Below are 15,769 nucleotides of genomic sequence, written 5' to 3'. Positions count from 1 at the left end.
GCAACGAAGTAGAAGGAGGGTGACGTGGGGCTCAAACTCGGCGAACTCGACGTCATCCTGAAGGCCCGGCGGGACCAGTTCCGCAAGGACCTGGCCGACGCGCGCCAGGACTTTGCCCAGCACGGCGACATGCTGACCGGTGCTGCCGGAGCGCTCGGTATCGCCGCCGCTGGTGCGATCGCGGTCGGTCTGTCCGGGGCGATGGACCTGTCGGCGGCCCGCGCAAAGCTGGAGGCGCAGGTCGGGGACCCGGCCCTGGCGGCGAAGCTCGGCGAGGTGGCCGGGGCCGTGTATGGCCGCGGCTTCGGCGACAGTGTGGGGGAGGCATTCGAGGCGGTCCGCGCGGTCACCTCATCCGGCCTGGTCCCAGACGGTGATGTCGGGAAGATCGAAGACCTGACGGTCAAGGCGCAGGCGTACGCAAAGGCGTGGGACACGGACGTTGCCCAGGCCACCCAGTACGCCAGCACCCTTATCGGCTCCGGGCTGGTCGACAACGCCACAGAGGCGTTCGACCTGATCACGGTGGCGTCGCGGAAGGTGCCGGCGGCGATGCGGGAGGACGTGCTGGAGGCCGGTAACGAGTACGGCCAGTTCTTCAACAGCTTGGGCTTCAACGGCAGCCAGGCGTTTGCCCTGCTCACCGAGGCCAGCCAGAAGGGCACCTACGGGATCGACAAGGCCGGGGATGCCCTGAAGGAGTTCACGATCCGGTCGACGGACATGTCGACCGCGAGCGTGGATGCCTACAAGGCGATCGGCTTGGACGCGGGCAAGATGTCCAACCAGCTCTTGAAGGGTGGCGACACCGCGCAAGCCGCGTTCCAGAAGATCGTCTCAGGGCTGCTCAGCATCAAGGACCCGACGAAGCGAGCCAACACCGCCATCGCCCTATTCGGCACCCCACTCGAAGACCTCAACGTCAACGACATCCCCGACTTCCTCCGCAACCTGAAGGCTGCCGGCGACGGGCTCGGTGACGTGTCCGGCGAGGCCGCGAAGACCGGTGAGGCACTGGAGAAGTCGGCGTCTCAGAAGTTCGAGGTTTTCAAGCGGCAGATTCAGTCGGCGCTGGTGGAGAAGGTCGGTGAGGCCCTGCCGATGCTGGAGCGGATGGGCAAGTGGGCCATGGAAAACAGCGACAAGATCATGGTCGTGGCTGGCGTCCTCGGCGGACTCGCGGTCACGATCTGGCTGGTCCAGGGAGCAATCGCAGCCTGGAACGCCATCACCATGATCTGGAGCGGCATCACCGTCGCCGCCACCGCCGTTCAGTGGGCATGGAACGCCGCCCTGGCCGCGAACCCCATCGGCGTGGTCATCATCGCCATCATCGCCCTGGTCGCCGCGTTCATCTGGCTGTGGAACAACAGCTCGACCTTCCGGGACTTCTGGATCGGCACCTGGGAAGTGATCAAGACTGCCGCTGTGTGGACCTGGGAGAACGGGCTCAAGCCTGCCTTCGACGCCATCTGGGCTGCGCTGAAGGCGGTCGGTGCTGCCGGAGTCTGGCTCTGGCAGGAAGCCCTCGTGCCGGCCTGGAACGGGACCGTCGCCGCAGCGAAGTGGCTGTGGGACGCCCTCGTCGCCACATTCAACGGGATCAAGGCCGCCTTCACCTGGGTCGGCGACGCGGCCGGCGCCACGAAGGACTGGATCGTCGGCCGGTGGGACAGCCTGGTCGGCTTCTTCCGCAGCATGCCCGGCAAGATCAGGAGTGCGGCGACCGGCATGTGGGACGGCCTGGTCTCCAGCTTCCGAGGCGCCGTCAACACCATCATCAGCAAGTGGAACGGGTTCTCGTTGACCCTTGGCGGCGGATCGGTGCTCGGCATGGGCATCCCGAGCGTCACCCTCAATACCCCCAACGTGCCCTACCTGGCCAAGGGTGGGGACATCCTCCGCGCCGGCGCGGCCGTCGTCGGCGAAGCCGGCCCGGAACTGCTGCACCTGCCCGTAGGCGCACGCGTGCAGCCACTCCCGAAGCAGGGGGGCAGCGGGCACGCCGAGGCGAAGGAACTACGGCTCGCCGGTGAGTTCCGGATCCGCGGCGAAGACCTCGTCCTCGTCATCCGCGAACGAGTCGACATCGACGGCGGCGGCAACGTCGACTACCTCAGCGGAAGGCGGACGTGATGGCCTGGCCCGACACGCCGATGCTGGCCCGCCTGGAAATCGCCTGGGGGGCCGACCTCGCCACCGACCCGGTGACCTGGCCATGGGTGGACGAAACCGAGTACTGGCACATGCCGGAACCGGTCAAGATCAAGCGGGGGTGGTCGTACCGGGGCACCCAGGTCGAGACGAGCACCTTCACCATTGCCGTCAAGAACGTCACCGGGCGGTTCACCCGCGGCGATGTCCGGTCGCCACTGTGGCCGAACGTCCGCAAAGACACCCCCATCCGCTGGTCTGTGTCCTTCGACGACGGGGCCACCTGGCGGATCCCCTTCGGCGGCTACATCCGGAAACTGCCTACCCGCTGGCCAGGTAACTCCGCCAAGCAGGCCCTCGCCACGATCACCGCCAACGGGGTCCTCTACCGGCTCGACCGCGGTACCCCACCGGCACTCTCCGCCCCCATCCGCTACCTCGCCAGGGTCACGCCCGTACCGGCAGCCTGCTGGCCCCTGGAAGACGGGCAACTGGTCACGGCAGCGTCCCCCCTCCACGGCGGGACCTGGTTGCAGCCGTACACCGGCACCCACCCCTCCGGGGCGGTGGTGACCTACCCGCAGTGGGGACGCGGCGACCTGGCGCCCTGGCTGCCCCCCGTGGTGTCCCGTACCGGATCCGCCGACCTCACTATCCTGTGGGCGCCGGTGGCGATGACCGGGGCGACCAGTTGGACGGTCGACTGGATGTGGCGCAGCGGCACCGACGCCGCTGACGCCACGATCGACATCAACCCGTCGTACCTACCCGGTGGTGCCCTCGGCTGGCCGCAACTGTTGCTGCTGCCGGGCTTCGCCGAGCTACAGGTAGCGGTCAACGGCGAGCCGGAAACCACCACCACGCTGCCGGGCCTGTTCGACAGCCGGGCGCATCACCTGCGCTGGACCGTCAGCCAAGCCGGCGGCAACGTGACGTGGTCCGTGTACATGGACGGTGTCCTCGTGCAGTCGGACACCACCGCCGGTGCGATGACGCTGCCGAACATCAGCACGATCGGACTGACAACCGGCGGATCCGGCGGAGACGCGGTGCTCGGCTACGTCACCATCTGGGCCGGGACTCCTGCCACGTTGGCCAACGCGGTAGCCGCCGCACACGGCCACACCGGCGAGCCTGCCTCAACCCGTATCGCCCGTATCGCCGCCGAAGAGGATGTGCTGGTCGTCATCGAGTCGGGCGACTCGGTACCGATGGGCCCTCAGCACCCGGACCCGCCGCTGGTCACCATTCGAGCGTGCGAGGCCGCCGACCTCGGCATGCTCATGGAGGACGACGTCGGGCTCCGCTGGCGCCCCCGCGCGAGCCTCTACAACCAGGACATCGCCCTTACCATCGACGGCGCGAACCGCGAACTCGGTGCGCCGTTTGAGGGACCGGACGAGGAACCGGACCTCATCTCGGAATTGACGGTCAGTCGCTTGGATGGCGGGGCAGTCACCGTTGCCCGCCCGTCGCCGGTTCGCCTGCCGGTGGCCGTGCCACCGATCAACATCGCCGCCGACGAGGAACTGCCCGACCAGGCCGGTTGGCGGATGCGTGTCGCCGCAGACGAGACTGGCTATCCAGCGGTCCGTGTCCGGTTGGACACATCCCCGCACTTGCTGCCCGACTGGCTCAACGTGCAACAAGGATCGCGGATCCAGGTCGTCAACCCGCCAGAGCAGCACACCCAGGCCCCAATTGACCAACTCGTCATCGGCGGGACGGAGACGTACCGAGGACGTCGGCTGTTGTCGGCGGAGATGGTGTGCGTGCCCGCCGCACCCTGGATGGTGGCCGAGGTCGACGGTGAAGCCCCTGTCGCCGCCGATGGCAGCACCTTGGCCGCCGACCTGGACCCCGGCGACAGCACCCTGTCTCTCGCCAGTACGACAGCGAACGGGACCTGGGTGACGGGCGACACGGTAAGCAATCCCGTGGACTTCCCGCTGAGTTTGCGAATCGGGGGAGACCTGGTCGTGGTGTCCGGCATCAGCGGTAACACCAGCCCGCAGACCGCCGATATCTCCTACTGGGCCGCGTTCCGGTCCTGGCCGGCCGGCACCCCGGTCGACGTCTACCTACCCGCGATCGTGCCCCTGTAGGGAGTGGTGACGTGATCTACCAGAGCGGCATGCGTCTGACCCCGGATCGCCTGAACAAGACCCGCACGAAGGTGAAACTGGCCACTCAGATTTATCAGTCGCAGACGACGCTCCAGGACGACAACTCCCTCGTGTTCACCAATCTCCCGCCGGACTCGATTTGGGCGATGGATTGCGCACTCTTTTACGCCACCGCTGACAACGCGGATTTAAAGGTCGGTTGGTCCGGCACAAACGCTTCCATGTCGTGGACACCTACCGGTCTCGATTCCACCGCCACTTCCGCAACGGGCAGCGTCAACCTGTCCTGGATCTCCAGCATCAGCAGCACGGTGGTGCTAGGTGGTGGCGGGGGCTTCGCGTCGTCCGGCCTTCGTGGTGTGCTGTTAATCGGCGCCACCACACCGGGCAGCCTGCAATTCCGTTGGGCGCAGAACGTGTCGCAGGCAAGCAATACGCAAATCGCGCCGCCGTCATGGATTCGACTGGAGCGCATTTCTTAGCCGATGGTCAGTTCCAGCATGTCTCGCAGGTCGGCCTCGACGTAGACGAGTTGGGCCCATCCGGGCACGTCAACGCCGTACGTACCAGCCCCGACCGGGATATCGAGCAGGAACGGCAGTTCGCAGGTGCTGCCGACAGCAGTGCCAGCGGCGATGGTGGAGTACGTGACCGCCGTGCCGGCCAGGTCGGTGACGACAATCTGCGCGCCCGGTTGCGTCGGGGCGTACTCACCGACGCCGGAGCATGCCGCCCCCTGCGTGGCGTACTGGCCAGCAACCAGCCGAACCCGGCCGGGGATCTCGTATGACGGGCCAGCGGGCGGGGTCGCGGGTGGCGTGGCCGCCGGGGTCGTGACAACGGCGGGGGTGACGGTCGTGTCGACGGCCGGTGCGCCGCGTGTGGCGAACATGGCTCCGGCAATGAGTACGAGGCCGGCAGCGTAGGGCCAGGCCGAGCGCAGGCGGCGGGTCGTCGTCGTGGTCATCGCCGCACCGTACTGGCACCGATCAATCCGCGACCGAAGCAAGTCGCCCACCTGACACGAGAGAGGTACGGATGGCGTATCACCTCGCCCCGACGTTGGTTGTGCTGCGCGATGAGGTTGACGACCGTTGGCCGCATCGCGACCGAGGGTCGGACGGCTGGATCGGCGACGCCGCTCACCAGGGCACCGGATCCGACCATGAACCGGATTCCGATGACCGGTCGGTGAACGCGCTGGACATCGACAAGGACGGCATCGACCCGATGGCCGTGGTCCAGGCGGCAATCAAGCATCCATCCACCGCGTACGTGATCTTCAACCGGCAGATCTGGTCCCGGTCCAGCGGCTGGGTCCCGCGTCGGTACACGGGGCCGAACCCGCACGACAAGCACATTCACGTCAGCGTGCTGCACACGGCCGCTGAGGACTCAACCACTTCGTGGGGCATAGCCAACCAGGAGGACGACATGAGCTGGTCCGAGAAGCTGAAGAACCGGGACGGCAAGTCCGCTGCTGCGGGATTGGTGCTGACCGACACCGCTGACCGGGTGTACACGATCACCACCGTGCAGGTGCCGGCGCTGATGGCCACCATGCAGGCGGTGGCGAAGTCGGCCGGCATCGACCAGGCCGAGCTGGCCGCGATCCAGGAGGCGTCCCGGCGAGGTGCCCTGGAGGCTCTGCGGGATCTGCCGGTGGCCGAGATCGCCGACCAGCTCGCGCAGGTGTGGCCGGCCGAGTTGGCCGGGCAGGTGGCCAACGAGATCCACGCCCGCCTCGCGGCCTGACATGACCACCATCCCCGACCCGCCCCCGTCGCACAGCCGGCTGTTCGTCGTGGAGATCGGGCCAAAGGAGATCTACGACCAGCTCGTGGCTCTGACAACGGAGGTACGCGTGCTGGTCGGGGACATGACGGACACCTCGAAGAAGGTCGACGACCACGAGGCCCGGATCCGGGCGGTTGAGAAACGGCAGTGGCCGCTGCCGGTCGTGTCGGTCCTCGTCGCTATCGCGGCGGTCATCCTGGCCGCCTTTCCGCAGGTCATCAAGTAGAGGAGCACCATGTTCACCTCGAAGTTCTGGAAGCAGGCTGCCGAGCGGGCGGGCAAGACGTTCGCGCAGGCGTTCGGCGCGGCTGCGCTGCTCGGCGAGCCTGCGACGTCGGTGTTCAACATCGACTGGCAGGGCGCGGCCGGTATCGCTGCCGCTGCGGCGCTGGCGTCGCTGGCCACCTCGCTGGTGTCGGCGCCGGTCGGTGAGCCGAACTCGCCGTCGCTGACTTCAACCACGCCGGACACCACCACGGCGGGACCGTTCCGCCGCTGACCGGTATCATCACCTCGCGGTCACCGGCGGCAGTACACCGGCGGGGCCGACCAAACGACGAAGCGCCCCACTCTCCTCCGGGAGGGTGGGGCGCTTCTGTGCGTCCAGGGTCAGGCGAGCGGGTCGTAGCCGAGCTTCGCGGTGAGGTTCTCGTACATGCCCAGGAGGCGCCGGCCGCGCTCGGAGTCGGTGTCCGGCAGCGTCCGGTAGACGGCGCCGATCCGGCGGGCCAGTTTCTCCGTACGGGCGGTGTCCTGGTCGGTGGTCTTCGTCGTGACCTGCATCTTCGTCTCCCTCGTCGCCGTTCTTCATGTCTCTACTGAGACATTAACTCCTTAGACTCCGTGTGTCAACTGAGACACGAAACGGCCCGGTCCCCGCGTGGGGGTCGGGCCGTTTCGTCGTGTCCGAAGTCAGTCGGGGCGAGGTCCGTACTTCCGGTTGAGGGTGGCCCGACTGCGGCCCGTCTGCTCACACAGGACGGTATCCAGTACGCCGGCCTGCCGCGCCTCGACGATCGCCTCCCACGCCTTCTCTTCGGCCTCATCTGCGGCTCGTGCTGCGGCGACGGCCTTGGCGAGCAGTGCTCGCTGATCTTCGGTGTGGACGATCTTCGGGCGGATCACGTCGGTCACGATATCACTCCCTGTCTCAGTTGACACACGCTTCGGCAGGGGTTAGCGTCTCATCGGAGACGTAAACAAGCAAGCCCGCAGACGCAGGCGGCCCCGGGCAGCGATGCAACCGCTGACCGGGGCCTGGTGACCCGACTACCCAAGGAGTCGAGCCGTGCTCATCTTCGCATCCCCGACGAAGCCCCGGACCGCCGTCCAGTGGCACCGGATCCGTATCCACGACGCCTCCGGCCAGCCCGTCACGACCACGTACTTCCAGGCCGCCAAGAACTTCGTGGTGACCTCGGCCCAGACGCTGATCAACGAGCACTGCGGCGCGTACGGGCACGTCACCACCGCCGACGGTGAGTACGACCTGGTCGGCGCCTGATGGCCGGCCGCCTGGACCGGTTCGTGGCCCGGACCGTCCTGGTCTGCGCCGGGCTGGCCGTACTGGCCTTCGGCGTCAACCACGTCCAGCACCCGTGCGAGGTCGGCATGGGCGGGCTGTGCGTCGTGACCGCGAGCGAGGTGTCGCGGTGAAGACCCTGACCCGCATCCGTCTCGTCTGGCACCTCACCCGCGAACTGCGTGCGTACCGTGCCGAGTTCCTCGTCGACATCCGCCTCGGCGAGCGGCTCAGCGCGGCGGTCGTGACCAATCTGGCCGCGCAGGCACTCTCGGACCGCGCCTGGCACCTGGACCGGTCCCGGGTCGCCCGGGTCGTGGCCTGGTCCACCCCCGGTCGAGACCGGCAGGCCGCTGACCAGTGCGCCCGGGAAGCGCGGCGGCTGCGGGCGTGCTCCGGACTGGGTGGTCAGCGGTGAGCGTCTTCCGCCTCGACCTCTACGCGCCGGGTGACCGGCTCACCGGGGTCCGCCTGATCACGGCGCCGACCGGTATCGCTGCCGCTGAAACCGCACGCAAGGCGGTCTGGACCACCGGATCCGACCGCGCCGACGTCTACTGGCTCTCGACCGCGTCGGGTGACTGGTACTACGACACCGTCCGGGCGGCCCGCTGATGTGCCGCCCCGTCGCACGGGGCAGCTTCCTGTCCGCCGTGCTGGTCAGCATCCCCGTCGTCCTCATCCAGGGCACCTGGCGGGTAGTTGTGATCCTCGCCCCCTGGGCGCTGGCCGGCACCGTCATCACCACCCGGGCACTGCTCGCCGACGTCCGGGCCCTAACCCACCTGACCCGCATCGCCATCCCGGCCGCCCGTACCTGGTACGCGGCCCGTACCGCCGTGCCCGCCCCGCCACCGGTCAACCGCGGCCTCGCCATCACCGCCGAGCCCCACCACCTGCTCTGGTCCGACGTCCTCGCCAAGGAGTCCTCCCGATGAACCTGACCTACACGACCAAGCTGGTCGCCGGCCACGCCGCCGGTGCCGGCGCCGCGTCCACCGTCTTCCTCGGCGGCGTGTCCCTGGCGCCCGGCGCCATCCCGCTGAGCCTCGGCATCCTCGGGGTCCTCGGCCCGCTCGCGGTCGCCACCGTGTCCGTCTTGCTGCACCACCACAACCACGCGTTGGTCACCGCGACCGCCCAGCGGGGCGCCGGGGTGCAGTGCGGTCGCGTCGGTGCCCCGGCCCGGACGGAGGTCACCGCCCGATGAGCACCTTCCGCCGCCGGCCGGCCGTTCCCGCCTCGGAGCTGCGCAGCCAGCTCATCGCCAACCGGGACCTGACCTCCGTGCAGCGCGAGGACGCACGGAAGCGACGCGCCCAGAGGGCCGAGCACCGTGACGCCCTCGCGGCTGTCGACGAGATGGCCTCAGCCGCCGACCGGGCCCGCCGGGAGCGGATCCGCGACGAGGTGGAGGAGGTAGCCCTGGCCGACCTTTACCGCCGGGCCACCCGGTCCGGTGCCCGCGCCCGAATCCGGGTCGAGATGCAGGGGTCCGCCGAGATGCGGGCGCTGCGCCTGGCCAAGGTCCGGTCCGTCACCCTCGGGGCCGGCATCCCCGTCCTGCTCGCGTTCGGCGCCTGGTCCACCACCGGAGCCCAGGCCGGCGCGGCGCGACTGCTCAACCTCGAACCGGGGTCGGCCGCCTGGGTGGCATCGTGGGCGGTCGAGCCCGCGCTCATCGCCGTCGTCGCGCTCATCATCATCGGCAAGTCGGTCCTCGCTGCGTCCGGTGGCCGGGTCGACTGGCGTGCCGGAGCGGCCGAGTGGATCGCGCTCGGCATGTCGCTGGCGCTGAACATCATCGGTGGGTGGCACGGCGGGTGGAGCGGACTCGCCACCGTTTTGCCGCACGCAATCGGCCCGGCCGGGTGCGCCGGTACCGCCTTCCTCGTCGGCCTGTTCATCGGCTACGTCGCCGACGCGGAGCCGTGGAAGGACGCGCCCCGGCTCGCCGACCTGAACCTGATGCCGGCCGCAAAAATTAGCCCGAGGAAGCCGGTCGATGCGCCGGAGGAGACCCCGACTGACACCCTGACCGCCATCGTGCACGCGACCGCGCCGACCATCGGGGAGACCGTCCATGCGGAGGTGGCCCGGCAACTCGCTACCGGACCGGCGTCGCAGGTCGGGCCCCGGATGCCGGTGCAGAAACTCCGGGGTTTTCGCACCCCACGGCCGCGCCGGTTGGGCGGAAGAAACCAGCCGAACATCACGGTGATTCTTCCGCCCCCCGCGCACCGTCCGGCGGCGAAGAAAGTCGCCCCCGCCGAGCCGCGTACCGGGCGCCCATCGGAGGCGCAGAAAGTCCTCAACGCGGCGAAGGCACTCCCCGCCACTGCGCCCGCCACCGAGGTGGCAAAAAGGGCCGGGGTTTCTGCCCGGACTGCCCGCAAGCACCTCGCCACCGTCAACGGTACGGCGGTGTCCTGATGGCCACCATCGCCGCCGTCTTCGCCGCTCTGTACGCCGCACACATGGTCGCCGACCACTGGGTTCAAACCGACTGGCAGGCCTGCACCAAGGGCCTCCCGGGGTGGTCCGGGCGGATTGCCTGCATCGCCCACGTCACCGGGTACACCTTGACCAGCATCGTCGCGTTGGCCCTGCTCGGTGCGGTCACGGGGTGGGTGCCGAACGGCTACGCCCTGCTGGTTGGGCTGCTGGTCAGCGCAGTCACGCACTACATCGCCGACCGCCGCACCCCGCTGCGTCGCCTCGCTGTCCTGGTCGGCGCCGTCAAGTTCCACGACCTCGGCCGACCACGTCCCGGTCGCGACGACAACCCGTCACTCGGTACCGGGGCGTACGCCCTGGACCAGTCCTGGCACATCGGGTGGCTGTACGTGGCCGCACTGATCATCGGAGGTAGCTGACCATGGCCAAGACCTACTACCACGGCTTCTGCCACGAGTGCCGCACCGGATCGCAGAAGGCCGACGAACGCGCAGCTCAGCAGTGGTCCGACAACCACAACCGGGTCAAGCACCAGGGCCAGCGCGTGGCCGCCCCGGCGATCTACACGCTGCGCTGACGTCCTGCGTACGCCGCCCGGCCCACGCCGCGGTCCGGGCGGCCAGCGGAGGCCGCCAACGTGGCGACCAAGAAAGGGGGAAACAACATGACGCAGACCATCGCCGACCTGGAGCGTCGGCTGATCGCGACGCAGGGCTACCCGCGCCGGCACGCCGAGGTCCGGGAGGAGATCCGGGCCGCCGGGTTCCCGCACCTGGCCGACGAGCTGGACCGGATCGCGGCCACCACCGCGGTTCACCTCACCAGTCGGCACTTCACCGCCAGCGCGGCCGTGTTCGACGTGGCGCGCGGCCTGGTGCTGCTGGTCGACCACAAGCTGACCGGCCGCCGGCAGTTCCCCGGCGGGCACGTGGACGCCGACGAAACCGGCGCCGAGGCGGCAATCCGGGAGGTGCTCGAGGAGACCGGTGTACGGGCCCTGCTGTGGAGCCCGGACGCGCTCACCGTTCCTGGCGGGGAGTGGCACACCAGCCCGTTCATGACGGTGGAGTTCCCGGCCCCGGCAGACCTCGAGTGGGGTGAGCCGGCACACCACCACATCGACCTGCTGTTCCTGGCGACCGCCGACAGCACCGCACCGGTCACGGCCCAGCTCGACGAGGTCGACGGTGTGGCGTGGCTGCCCGTCGACACCTTGCCGGCTGCCAACGTCCGGGCCGATGTCCCACCGGTCGCCGCTGCTGCGTGGCGGGCACTGACCAAGCCCCACACGGTACGAGCCGAGCACGTCAACTTCGGCATCACCAACTACCACAGCAACTGAGGAGATCGAGATGGGTTTGTTCAGCAGCAAGAAGCCTGCCGCCGTCGAGCCGGTTCGGCCGGAGCAGGTCAAGAAACTCGTCAAGGCCGCGAGGAACGAGGACACCCAGGCCGCGAAGGACGTCACCAGCGCGGCGTCGGCACGGGCGTCGGCGGTACGGAACCGGGCGTACTCCGCCGCGAGCGCTGCCGAGCGGGACGCCGCAGACGCGTACATCCGCAAGTACGGCCTCTGAAGTAGCACGGGGCCCGGCCGACGCCTCCTACAGCCCGGCCGGGCCCACGCCCCCTCACCAGCAACGGAGGAGATCGACAGCATGGCAGACGACGTCGAGCCGCAGGCCTACGACACCCACTACGAGGTCGCCCTCGACGACGAGCCCGACACCCGCAGCCCGGTGTACGTGGACGTCGTCACCAAGGACCACGACCGGCAGCCCATCATCCCCGCCCAGTACCGCGGTAAGGACAACCTCCGGGCCACCGTCCGACGGCAAGCGCAGGTCACCGCCCACCGAGCCGCGTACCACGCCGTACGCACCCCCGTCCGGTACGTTCCCCTTGCCCTGCTCTGGGCCGTCGTCGGCGTCGGACGCCTCGTCGGCCGGCTGATCCGGTGGTGGTGGGTCACCGAGCAGCACCAGTTGCGTCAGGAAGCAGCCAACCGCAACGACCCCGGCACCTGGTCACAGCTCAACCGGGAAGTCCGGGCGATGCGTCTCTACCGCGGCCTGGTCCTCGGCGGGGTCCTGCTCGCCCTGCTGATCCTGGTCGCGGTGCTGGCACTGGCCACCCCCGCCTGGGTACTGCCCCTCGTCGGGGTGCTCGCGGTACCAGGCCTGGCGCACGTCGGCCGGCCGGTGACCATGCCGATCATCACCGCGGCCGTCGTCGCCCCGCGGTACCGGGTCATCAACTCCGACGTGGTGCTGCGCGCCTACTACGCGGCCGGACTAGGCGACCCGGTCAAGCACCCCGTCCGGTTCAACACCCGAATGTCCCGAGACGCCAAGCAAACCGGTTCCGAGGTAGGCGTCGACCTGGACTACGGCTACACCTTCGCCGCCGCCGTCAAGGCCAAAGAAGCCCTGGCCAGCGGCCTTGACGTGTCGGTCAACCAGGTGTTCCTCACCCGTGACCGCCGGTCGAACCGCTCGCATCACCTGTTCATCGCCGACCAGGACCCGCTGGCTCTGTCCGCCGGCCGTACCCCCCTGCTGCGGCTCAAGCCCACCGACATCTGGCAGCCGGCACCGTTCGGCAAGGACGAGCGCGACCGCGCCGTCACGCTGCTGCTCATGTGGATCTCGGTCCTGGTCGGCGCCCAGCCACGTAAGGGCAAGACGTTCAGCGCCCGGCTGCTCGCCTTGTACGCCGCTTGCGATCCCTACGTTCGGGTCATCGTCGCCGACGGGAAGAACTCGCCCGACTGGGGTGCGTTCCGCCTCATCGCGTACATGGCGATCTTCGGCACCGTACCGAACAGCCGCGACCGCGACCCCGTGGAGCACCTGCTCACCGCTCTGCGGTACCTGAAGCGACACATCGAGCAAGCCAACGATTTCCTAGCGAAACTCCCCGTCACCGAATGCCCCGAGGGCAAGCTCACCCGCGATCTGTCCCGGAAGTACGAGCAGCTCAGAGTGCATCTGCTGGCAGTGGAAGAGTTCCAGGTCTACTACGAACTCGACGACAAGGACGCCGCCGAGGAGATCGCCAGCCTGCTGTCGTTCATCATGGCGGTTGGCCCGTCGGTCGGGGTCATCATCCTGTCGTCGTCGCAGAAGCCGTCTGGTGTCGGCGCGAGCCAGAACATCCAACGCCTGTTCACCCGGTACCGCGACAACCACGCCGTCAGGTTCGCCCTGAAGTGCGGAAGCATGGACGTCAGCAAGTCGGTTCTCGGTGGCGACGCCTACTCCGAGGGGTTCGACGCCTCGACGCTCCCGGTCGGCCCGGAGTACCGGGGGGTTGGCTACCTGTACGGAGCCAGCGACGACACCCCCACCGTCCGGACCTACCTCGCGGACGCAGCCGACGCTGACAGGATCCTCCGGGCAGCACGCACGTTCCGTGAAGGGCAGAACTTGCTCGTCGGGGAGGCTGCTGGGGAGGAGATGGCCCGGGAAGCCCGCGACGTGCTGGCCGACGTGCTGAACGTGTTCTACGCAGGCAAGGCCACGATCTCCTGGCCGGCGCTCGCCGCCCGGCTGGCCGAGGTCTACCCCGACGCGTACGCCGACATCACCCCGGCGGCGATCAGCGCCATGGTCCGCAAGCACGGGGTGCCCGGCAAGAACGTGAAGGACGCCGAGCACTTCGAGTCCGGGGTCGGTCAGGGCTGCGACCGGTCCGCGATCAAGGCCGCCATCGACCGCCGCGCGATCAGCACCGGGTAGCACGCCAGCCGCTACCCGGTAGCAGCAACGCTACCTCCGTACGCTACCGCTGACCTGCGGAAACGTGCCGAGGTAGCGGTAGCACGAGCCTCGCTCAGACCCCCGAAACCAGCCCCTGGAGGCCCCATGACCCCCTACCTGGCCGCTACCGCTACCCCCGATGACGGGGTGCCGTGGTGGCTGCTCGCCCTCGTCATCCTGGCCGCTGGTGCGGCGTACATCGCGTCCTGCGCCTGGTGGCCGTTCGCGCGCTGCTGGCGCTGCGACGGCGCCGGGAAGCGCGCCCGGAAGGACGGCAAGGTGTGGCGCACCTGCCGCCGGTGCCGAGGTTCCGGTCGGCGGCTCCGGATCGGACGCCGGCTGTGGAACAAGCTGCGCTCCGTCCAGGAAGCCGCACACTGATCGGCAATGCCCTCGGCCATGGCGGTCGGGGGCATCGTGCTGTCCGGGTCAGCGCGCGGCGTCCTCGGCCAGCAGGCGCTCGACGTAGGCCGCGAAAGGTTCGCCGCGCTGCTTGGCCTTAGCCCTGGCCGCGTCCTGAACCGTCTGGGCGACGCGCACGTTCAGGGCCGGCTTCACGCCGGTGGCGGGGCGACCGGGGCCGCGCTTCTCGTCAGCCATCAGTGGGCGTCCAGGCCGTACTGGTCCAGCACGTCGGCCGGCAGCAGTTCGGGCAGGCGGACGACGACCCCGTACCAGGGCAGGTCGAACCCAGCGGCCGTGAACTCCGCGATCAGCGCGGGGAGGTCGTGGCCGTGGGCGGCGAGCAGGTCGGCGACGTTCACGGTGGGGACGTCGATGCCGGCTTCGCGGGCGGCGGCGAGGCGGTGGGAGCCGGTGATGGCCTGCGGGTCGCCGTCCTCGGTGGTGATAACGACGATCGGGGCGCCGACCCAGCCGTGCTCGGTCATCGACTCGGTGAGCGCGGTGAGCTTGTCCTCGTCCTCGGCGTCGTGCAGCGGGGCGATCCGGCTCGGGTCGGTGGTGGTCTCCGTCAGCGTCATGCAATTAGTGTACGACAGAAACCCGAATTTGTGTAGTACAGAAATCAGCCCATGGCGGCGCGGCACCAGCCGAGGAACCGCCCGTACACCTCCACAGGGGTGACCGTCCGACCGAGCTCCGGCCCGGCAACCGCCCACAACTCCGACATGTACGCCGTCAACGTCACCAGGTCCCACCCCGGCAACCCGGCGAGCTGCTCGCGGGCGGTGTCGCACGGCCAGGCGGTCCCGTCCGGGCAGCCGGTGCAGTCCCACGACGGGCGGGCCGGCTGGTGGGTGAGGTCATCCACGGCCGGCAGCCTCTGTGCGGTGCTCGGCGGCGAGGGTGTGCAGTCGCCGGCACGCCCGGATGTGCTCGGCGTAGGCGGCGTACCGGGCCCGGGCGGCATCACGGCGCAGGCGGGCACGGGTCCATGGCAGGCGGTACCAGAGGCTGATGAGCACGGGAATCTCCCTGAGGGTAGGGAGGGGTGGTGGCTCGGCAAGGGGGCGCCGGGGCGGCCGTCGCGGGGGACAACCGCACCCGACGCAGGTGCCCATCCAAGCGCCAGCCAGGGCGGGGACCTGCCGGGGAGCATAGGTCACGATGTGCACACAGTCGAGAGTGCGCTTGAGGTGACCTATGCAGGCGTGATCGAATCGGCCTCGCCAGCCAGGGAGTCACCCATATGCCCATACCTCTGTCGTCGCGCGGGATCGCCGACGACTTGGACGCACGTATCCGCGCCGGGGAGTACCCGCCGGGCTCGAAGCTGCCCTCGCTCCGGGAGCTTGCCGACCTCTACTCCGTGTCGGTGTCGACCGTGCAGCGCGCCCTGGAGCTGATCAAGGACCGCCGTCTGATCGAGGGATCGCAGGGCCGCGGCGTTTACGTAGTCGATGAGCTGCCCAAACGGTGATCCTAGTTAGCCCTATGTAACTGTCGTGAGTTAGGCCCAACGATCATCATGGTTGGGCATGCCTGACGAT

General features: G+C 69.0%; 27 protein-coding genes. 20 read left to right on the top strand and 7 right to left on the bottom strand.

Annotation, left to right across the window (positions count from 1 at the left end; translation table 11 throughout):
- Positions 1-24 precede the first annotated feature (24 nt).
- Genes ACWEFB_RS35270 through ACWEFB_RS35260 form a run of 3 tightly spaced genes read left to right on the top strand, consistent with a single transcriptional unit; the run spans position 25 to position 4,762 of the window.
- The gene (locus ACWEFB_RS35270) at positions 25-2,136 is read left to right on the top strand and encodes a phage tail tape measure protein (RefSeq protein ID WP_452292499.1); all 2,112 of its coding nucleotides are present in this window, start codon (positions 25-27) and stop codon (positions 2,134-2,136) included.
- The gene (locus ACWEFB_RS35265) at positions 2,136-4,259 is read left to right on the top strand and encodes a hypothetical protein (RefSeq protein ID WP_452292497.1); all 2,124 of its coding nucleotides are present in this window, start codon (positions 2,136-2,138) and stop codon (positions 4,257-4,259) included. Before ACWEFB_RS35270 ends, ACWEFB_RS35265 begins: the two co-directional genes overlap by 1 nt.
- An 11-nt stretch (positions 4,260-4,270) precedes the next feature.
- Entirely contained in the window at positions 4,271-4,762 is a 492-nt protein-coding gene (locus ACWEFB_RS35260; RefSeq protein ID WP_452292495.1) for a hypothetical protein, read from the top strand.
- Here ACWEFB_RS35260 and ACWEFB_RS35255 read toward each other — a convergent pair.
- The gene (locus ACWEFB_RS35255; protein WP_452292493.1) at positions 4,759-5,247 is read right to left on the bottom strand and encodes a hypothetical protein; all 489 of its coding nucleotides are present in this window, start codon (positions 5,245-5,247) and stop codon (positions 4,759-4,761) included. The two genes, ACWEFB_RS35260 and ACWEFB_RS35255, sit on opposite strands and share 4 nt — an antisense overlap.
- A gap of 224 nt (positions 5,248-5,471) precedes the next feature.
- Between ACWEFB_RS35255 and ACWEFB_RS35250 the strand changes: the two genes are divergently transcribed.
- The 3 genes from ACWEFB_RS35250 to ACWEFB_RS35240 are packed head-to-tail and all read left to right on the top strand — an operon-like array spanning position 5,472 to position 6,576.
- Positions 5,472-6,035 (top strand): hypothetical protein, encoded by a 564-nt coding sequence (locus ACWEFB_RS35250; protein WP_452292491.1) that lies wholly within the window; start codon positions 5,472-5,474, stop codon positions 6,033-6,035.
- Between the two features lies 1 nt (position 6,036).
- Positions 6,037-6,303 carry a hypothetical protein gene (locus tag ACWEFB_RS35245; protein ID WP_452292489.1) on the top strand — a complete coding sequence of 89 codons (267 nt, stop codon included), beginning with the start codon at positions 6,037-6,039 and terminating at the stop codon, positions 6,301-6,303.
- A 9-nt stretch (positions 6,304-6,312) separates the two neighbouring features.
- The gene (locus tag ACWEFB_RS35240; protein ID WP_452292487.1) at positions 6,313-6,576 is read left to right on the top strand and encodes a holin; all 264 of its coding nucleotides are present in this window, start codon (positions 6,313-6,315) and stop codon (positions 6,574-6,576) included.
- 110 nt (positions 6,577-6,686) lie between these two features.
- On the opposite strand, the gene ACWEFB_RS35235 is transcribed toward ACWEFB_RS35240, so the two are convergent.
- Together ACWEFB_RS35235 and ACWEFB_RS35230 are read right to left on the bottom strand one after the other, a co-directional pair.
- A complete protein-coding gene (locus ACWEFB_RS35235; protein ID WP_452292485.1) occupies positions 6,687-6,860 on the bottom strand; it encodes a hypothetical protein in 174 nt (57 codons plus the stop codon).
- Positions 6,861-6,989: 129 nt separating this feature from the next.
- Entirely contained in the window at positions 6,990-7,211 is a 222-nt protein-coding gene (locus ACWEFB_RS35230; RefSeq protein ID WP_452292483.1) for a hypothetical protein, read from the bottom strand.
- 154 nt (positions 7,212-7,365) lie between these two features.
- Here ACWEFB_RS35230 and ACWEFB_RS35225 point away from each other — a divergent pair, with 154 nt between their 5' ends.
- From ACWEFB_RS35225 to ACWEFB_RS35165, 13 genes are all read left to right on the top strand, one after another.
- Positions 7,366-7,581 (top strand): hypothetical protein, encoded by a 216-nt coding sequence (locus ACWEFB_RS35225; RefSeq protein ID WP_452292481.1) that lies wholly within the window; start codon positions 7,366-7,368, stop codon positions 7,579-7,581.
- On the top strand, positions 7,581-7,733 hold the full coding sequence (locus ACWEFB_RS35220) for a hypothetical protein (protein ID WP_452292479.1): 153 nt from the start codon (positions 7,581-7,583) through the stop codon (positions 7,731-7,733). Before ACWEFB_RS35225 ends, ACWEFB_RS35220 begins: the two co-directional genes overlap by 1 nt.
- The gene (locus ACWEFB_RS35215; protein WP_452292477.1) at positions 7,730-8,017 is read left to right on the top strand and encodes a hypothetical protein; all 288 of its coding nucleotides are present in this window, start codon (positions 7,730-7,732) and stop codon (positions 8,015-8,017) included. The genes ACWEFB_RS35220 and ACWEFB_RS35215 overlap by 4 nt, the downstream gene beginning before the upstream one ends.
- Positions 8,014-8,214: a hypothetical protein gene (locus tag ACWEFB_RS35210; protein ID WP_452292475.1), complete on the top strand. Its 201-nt coding sequence runs from the start codon at positions 8,014-8,016 to the stop codon at positions 8,212-8,214. Before ACWEFB_RS35215 ends, ACWEFB_RS35210 begins: the two co-directional genes overlap by 4 nt.
- Positions 8,214-8,537: a hypothetical protein gene (locus ACWEFB_RS35205; protein ID WP_452292473.1), complete on the top strand. Its 324-nt coding sequence runs from the start codon at positions 8,214-8,216 to the stop codon at positions 8,535-8,537. Before ACWEFB_RS35210 ends, ACWEFB_RS35205 begins: the two co-directional genes overlap by 1 nt.
- Positions 8,534-8,809 carry a hypothetical protein gene (locus ACWEFB_RS35200; protein ID WP_452292471.1) on the top strand — a complete coding sequence of 92 codons (276 nt, stop codon included), beginning with the start codon at positions 8,534-8,536 and terminating at the stop codon, positions 8,807-8,809. Before ACWEFB_RS35205 ends, ACWEFB_RS35200 begins: the two co-directional genes overlap by 4 nt.
- Positions 8,806-10,032: a hypothetical protein gene (locus tag ACWEFB_RS35195; RefSeq protein ID WP_452292469.1), complete on the top strand. Its 1,227-nt coding sequence runs from the start codon at positions 8,806-8,808 to the stop codon at positions 10,030-10,032. The genes ACWEFB_RS35200 and ACWEFB_RS35195 overlap by 4 nt, the downstream gene beginning before the upstream one ends.
- The gene (locus ACWEFB_RS35190; protein WP_452292467.1) at positions 10,032-10,475 is read left to right on the top strand and encodes a DUF3307 domain-containing protein; all 444 of its coding nucleotides are present in this window, start codon (positions 10,032-10,034) and stop codon (positions 10,473-10,475) included. Before ACWEFB_RS35195 ends, ACWEFB_RS35190 begins: the two co-directional genes overlap by 1 nt.
- 2 nt (positions 10,476-10,477) lie before the next feature.
- Entirely contained in the window at positions 10,478-10,633 is a 156-nt protein-coding gene (locus tag ACWEFB_RS35185) for a hypothetical protein (RefSeq protein ID WP_452292465.1), read from the top strand.
- Positions 10,634-10,720: 87 nt separating this feature from the next.
- A complete protein-coding gene (locus ACWEFB_RS35180; RefSeq protein ID WP_452292463.1) occupies positions 10,721-11,398 on the top strand; it encodes an NUDIX hydrolase in 678 nt (225 codons plus the stop codon).
- Positions 11,399-11,408: 10 nt separating this feature from the next.
- Positions 11,409-11,633 (top strand): hypothetical protein, encoded by a 225-nt coding sequence (locus tag ACWEFB_RS35175; protein WP_452292461.1) that lies wholly within the window; start codon positions 11,409-11,411, stop codon positions 11,631-11,633.
- A gap of 81 nt (positions 11,634-11,714) precedes the next feature.
- Positions 11,715-13,796: a cell division protein FtsK gene (locus ACWEFB_RS35170; protein ID WP_452292459.1), complete on the top strand. Its 2,082-nt coding sequence runs from the start codon at positions 11,715-11,717 to the stop codon at positions 13,794-13,796.
- Between the two features lie 126 nt (positions 13,797-13,922).
- Positions 13,923-14,198, top strand: coding sequence for a hypothetical protein (locus tag ACWEFB_RS35165; RefSeq protein WP_452292457.1), 276 nt, complete (start codon positions 13,923-13,925; stop codon positions 14,196-14,198).
- A gap of 48 nt (positions 14,199-14,246) precedes the next feature.
- Here the strand turns inward: ACWEFB_RS35165 and ACWEFB_RS35160 are convergent, their stop codons facing one another.
- From ACWEFB_RS35160 to ACWEFB_RS35145, 4 genes are read right to left on the bottom strand one after another with little or no spacing between them, the layout of a single operon-like run.
- A complete protein-coding gene (locus ACWEFB_RS35160) occupies positions 14,247-14,417 on the bottom strand; it encodes a hypothetical protein (RefSeq protein WP_452292455.1) in 171 nt (56 codons plus the stop codon).
- Positions 14,417-14,800 (bottom strand): ParB/Srx family N-terminal domain-containing protein, encoded by a 384-nt coding sequence (locus tag ACWEFB_RS35155; protein ID WP_452292453.1) that lies wholly within the window; start codon positions 14,798-14,800, stop codon positions 14,417-14,419. The genes ACWEFB_RS35160 and ACWEFB_RS35155 overlap by 1 nt, the downstream gene beginning before the upstream one ends.
- Positions 14,801-14,844: 44 nt before the next feature.
- Positions 14,845-15,090: a hypothetical protein gene (locus ACWEFB_RS35150; RefSeq protein WP_452292451.1), complete on the bottom strand. Its 246-nt coding sequence runs from the start codon at positions 15,088-15,090 to the stop codon at positions 14,845-14,847.
- A complete protein-coding gene (locus tag ACWEFB_RS35145) occupies positions 15,083-15,244 on the bottom strand; it encodes a hypothetical protein (protein WP_452292449.1) in 162 nt (53 codons plus the stop codon). Before ACWEFB_RS35145 ends, ACWEFB_RS35150 begins: the two co-directional genes overlap by 8 nt.
- A gap of 224 nt (positions 15,245-15,468) precedes the next feature.
- Here ACWEFB_RS35145 and ACWEFB_RS35140 point away from each other — a divergent pair, with 224 nt between their 5' ends.
- The gene (locus tag ACWEFB_RS35140) at positions 15,469-15,699 is read left to right on the top strand and encodes a GntR family transcriptional regulator (RefSeq protein WP_452292447.1); all 231 of its coding nucleotides are present in this window, start codon (positions 15,469-15,471) and stop codon (positions 15,697-15,699) included.
- The last annotated feature ends 70 nt before the right edge of the window (positions 15,700-15,769 follow it).

Source organism: Micromonospora sp. NPDC004704 (assembly GCF_053601675.1).
Note: the sequence above shows the minus strand (reverse complement) of the source record. Positions and strands in the feature narration are given on the sequence as shown.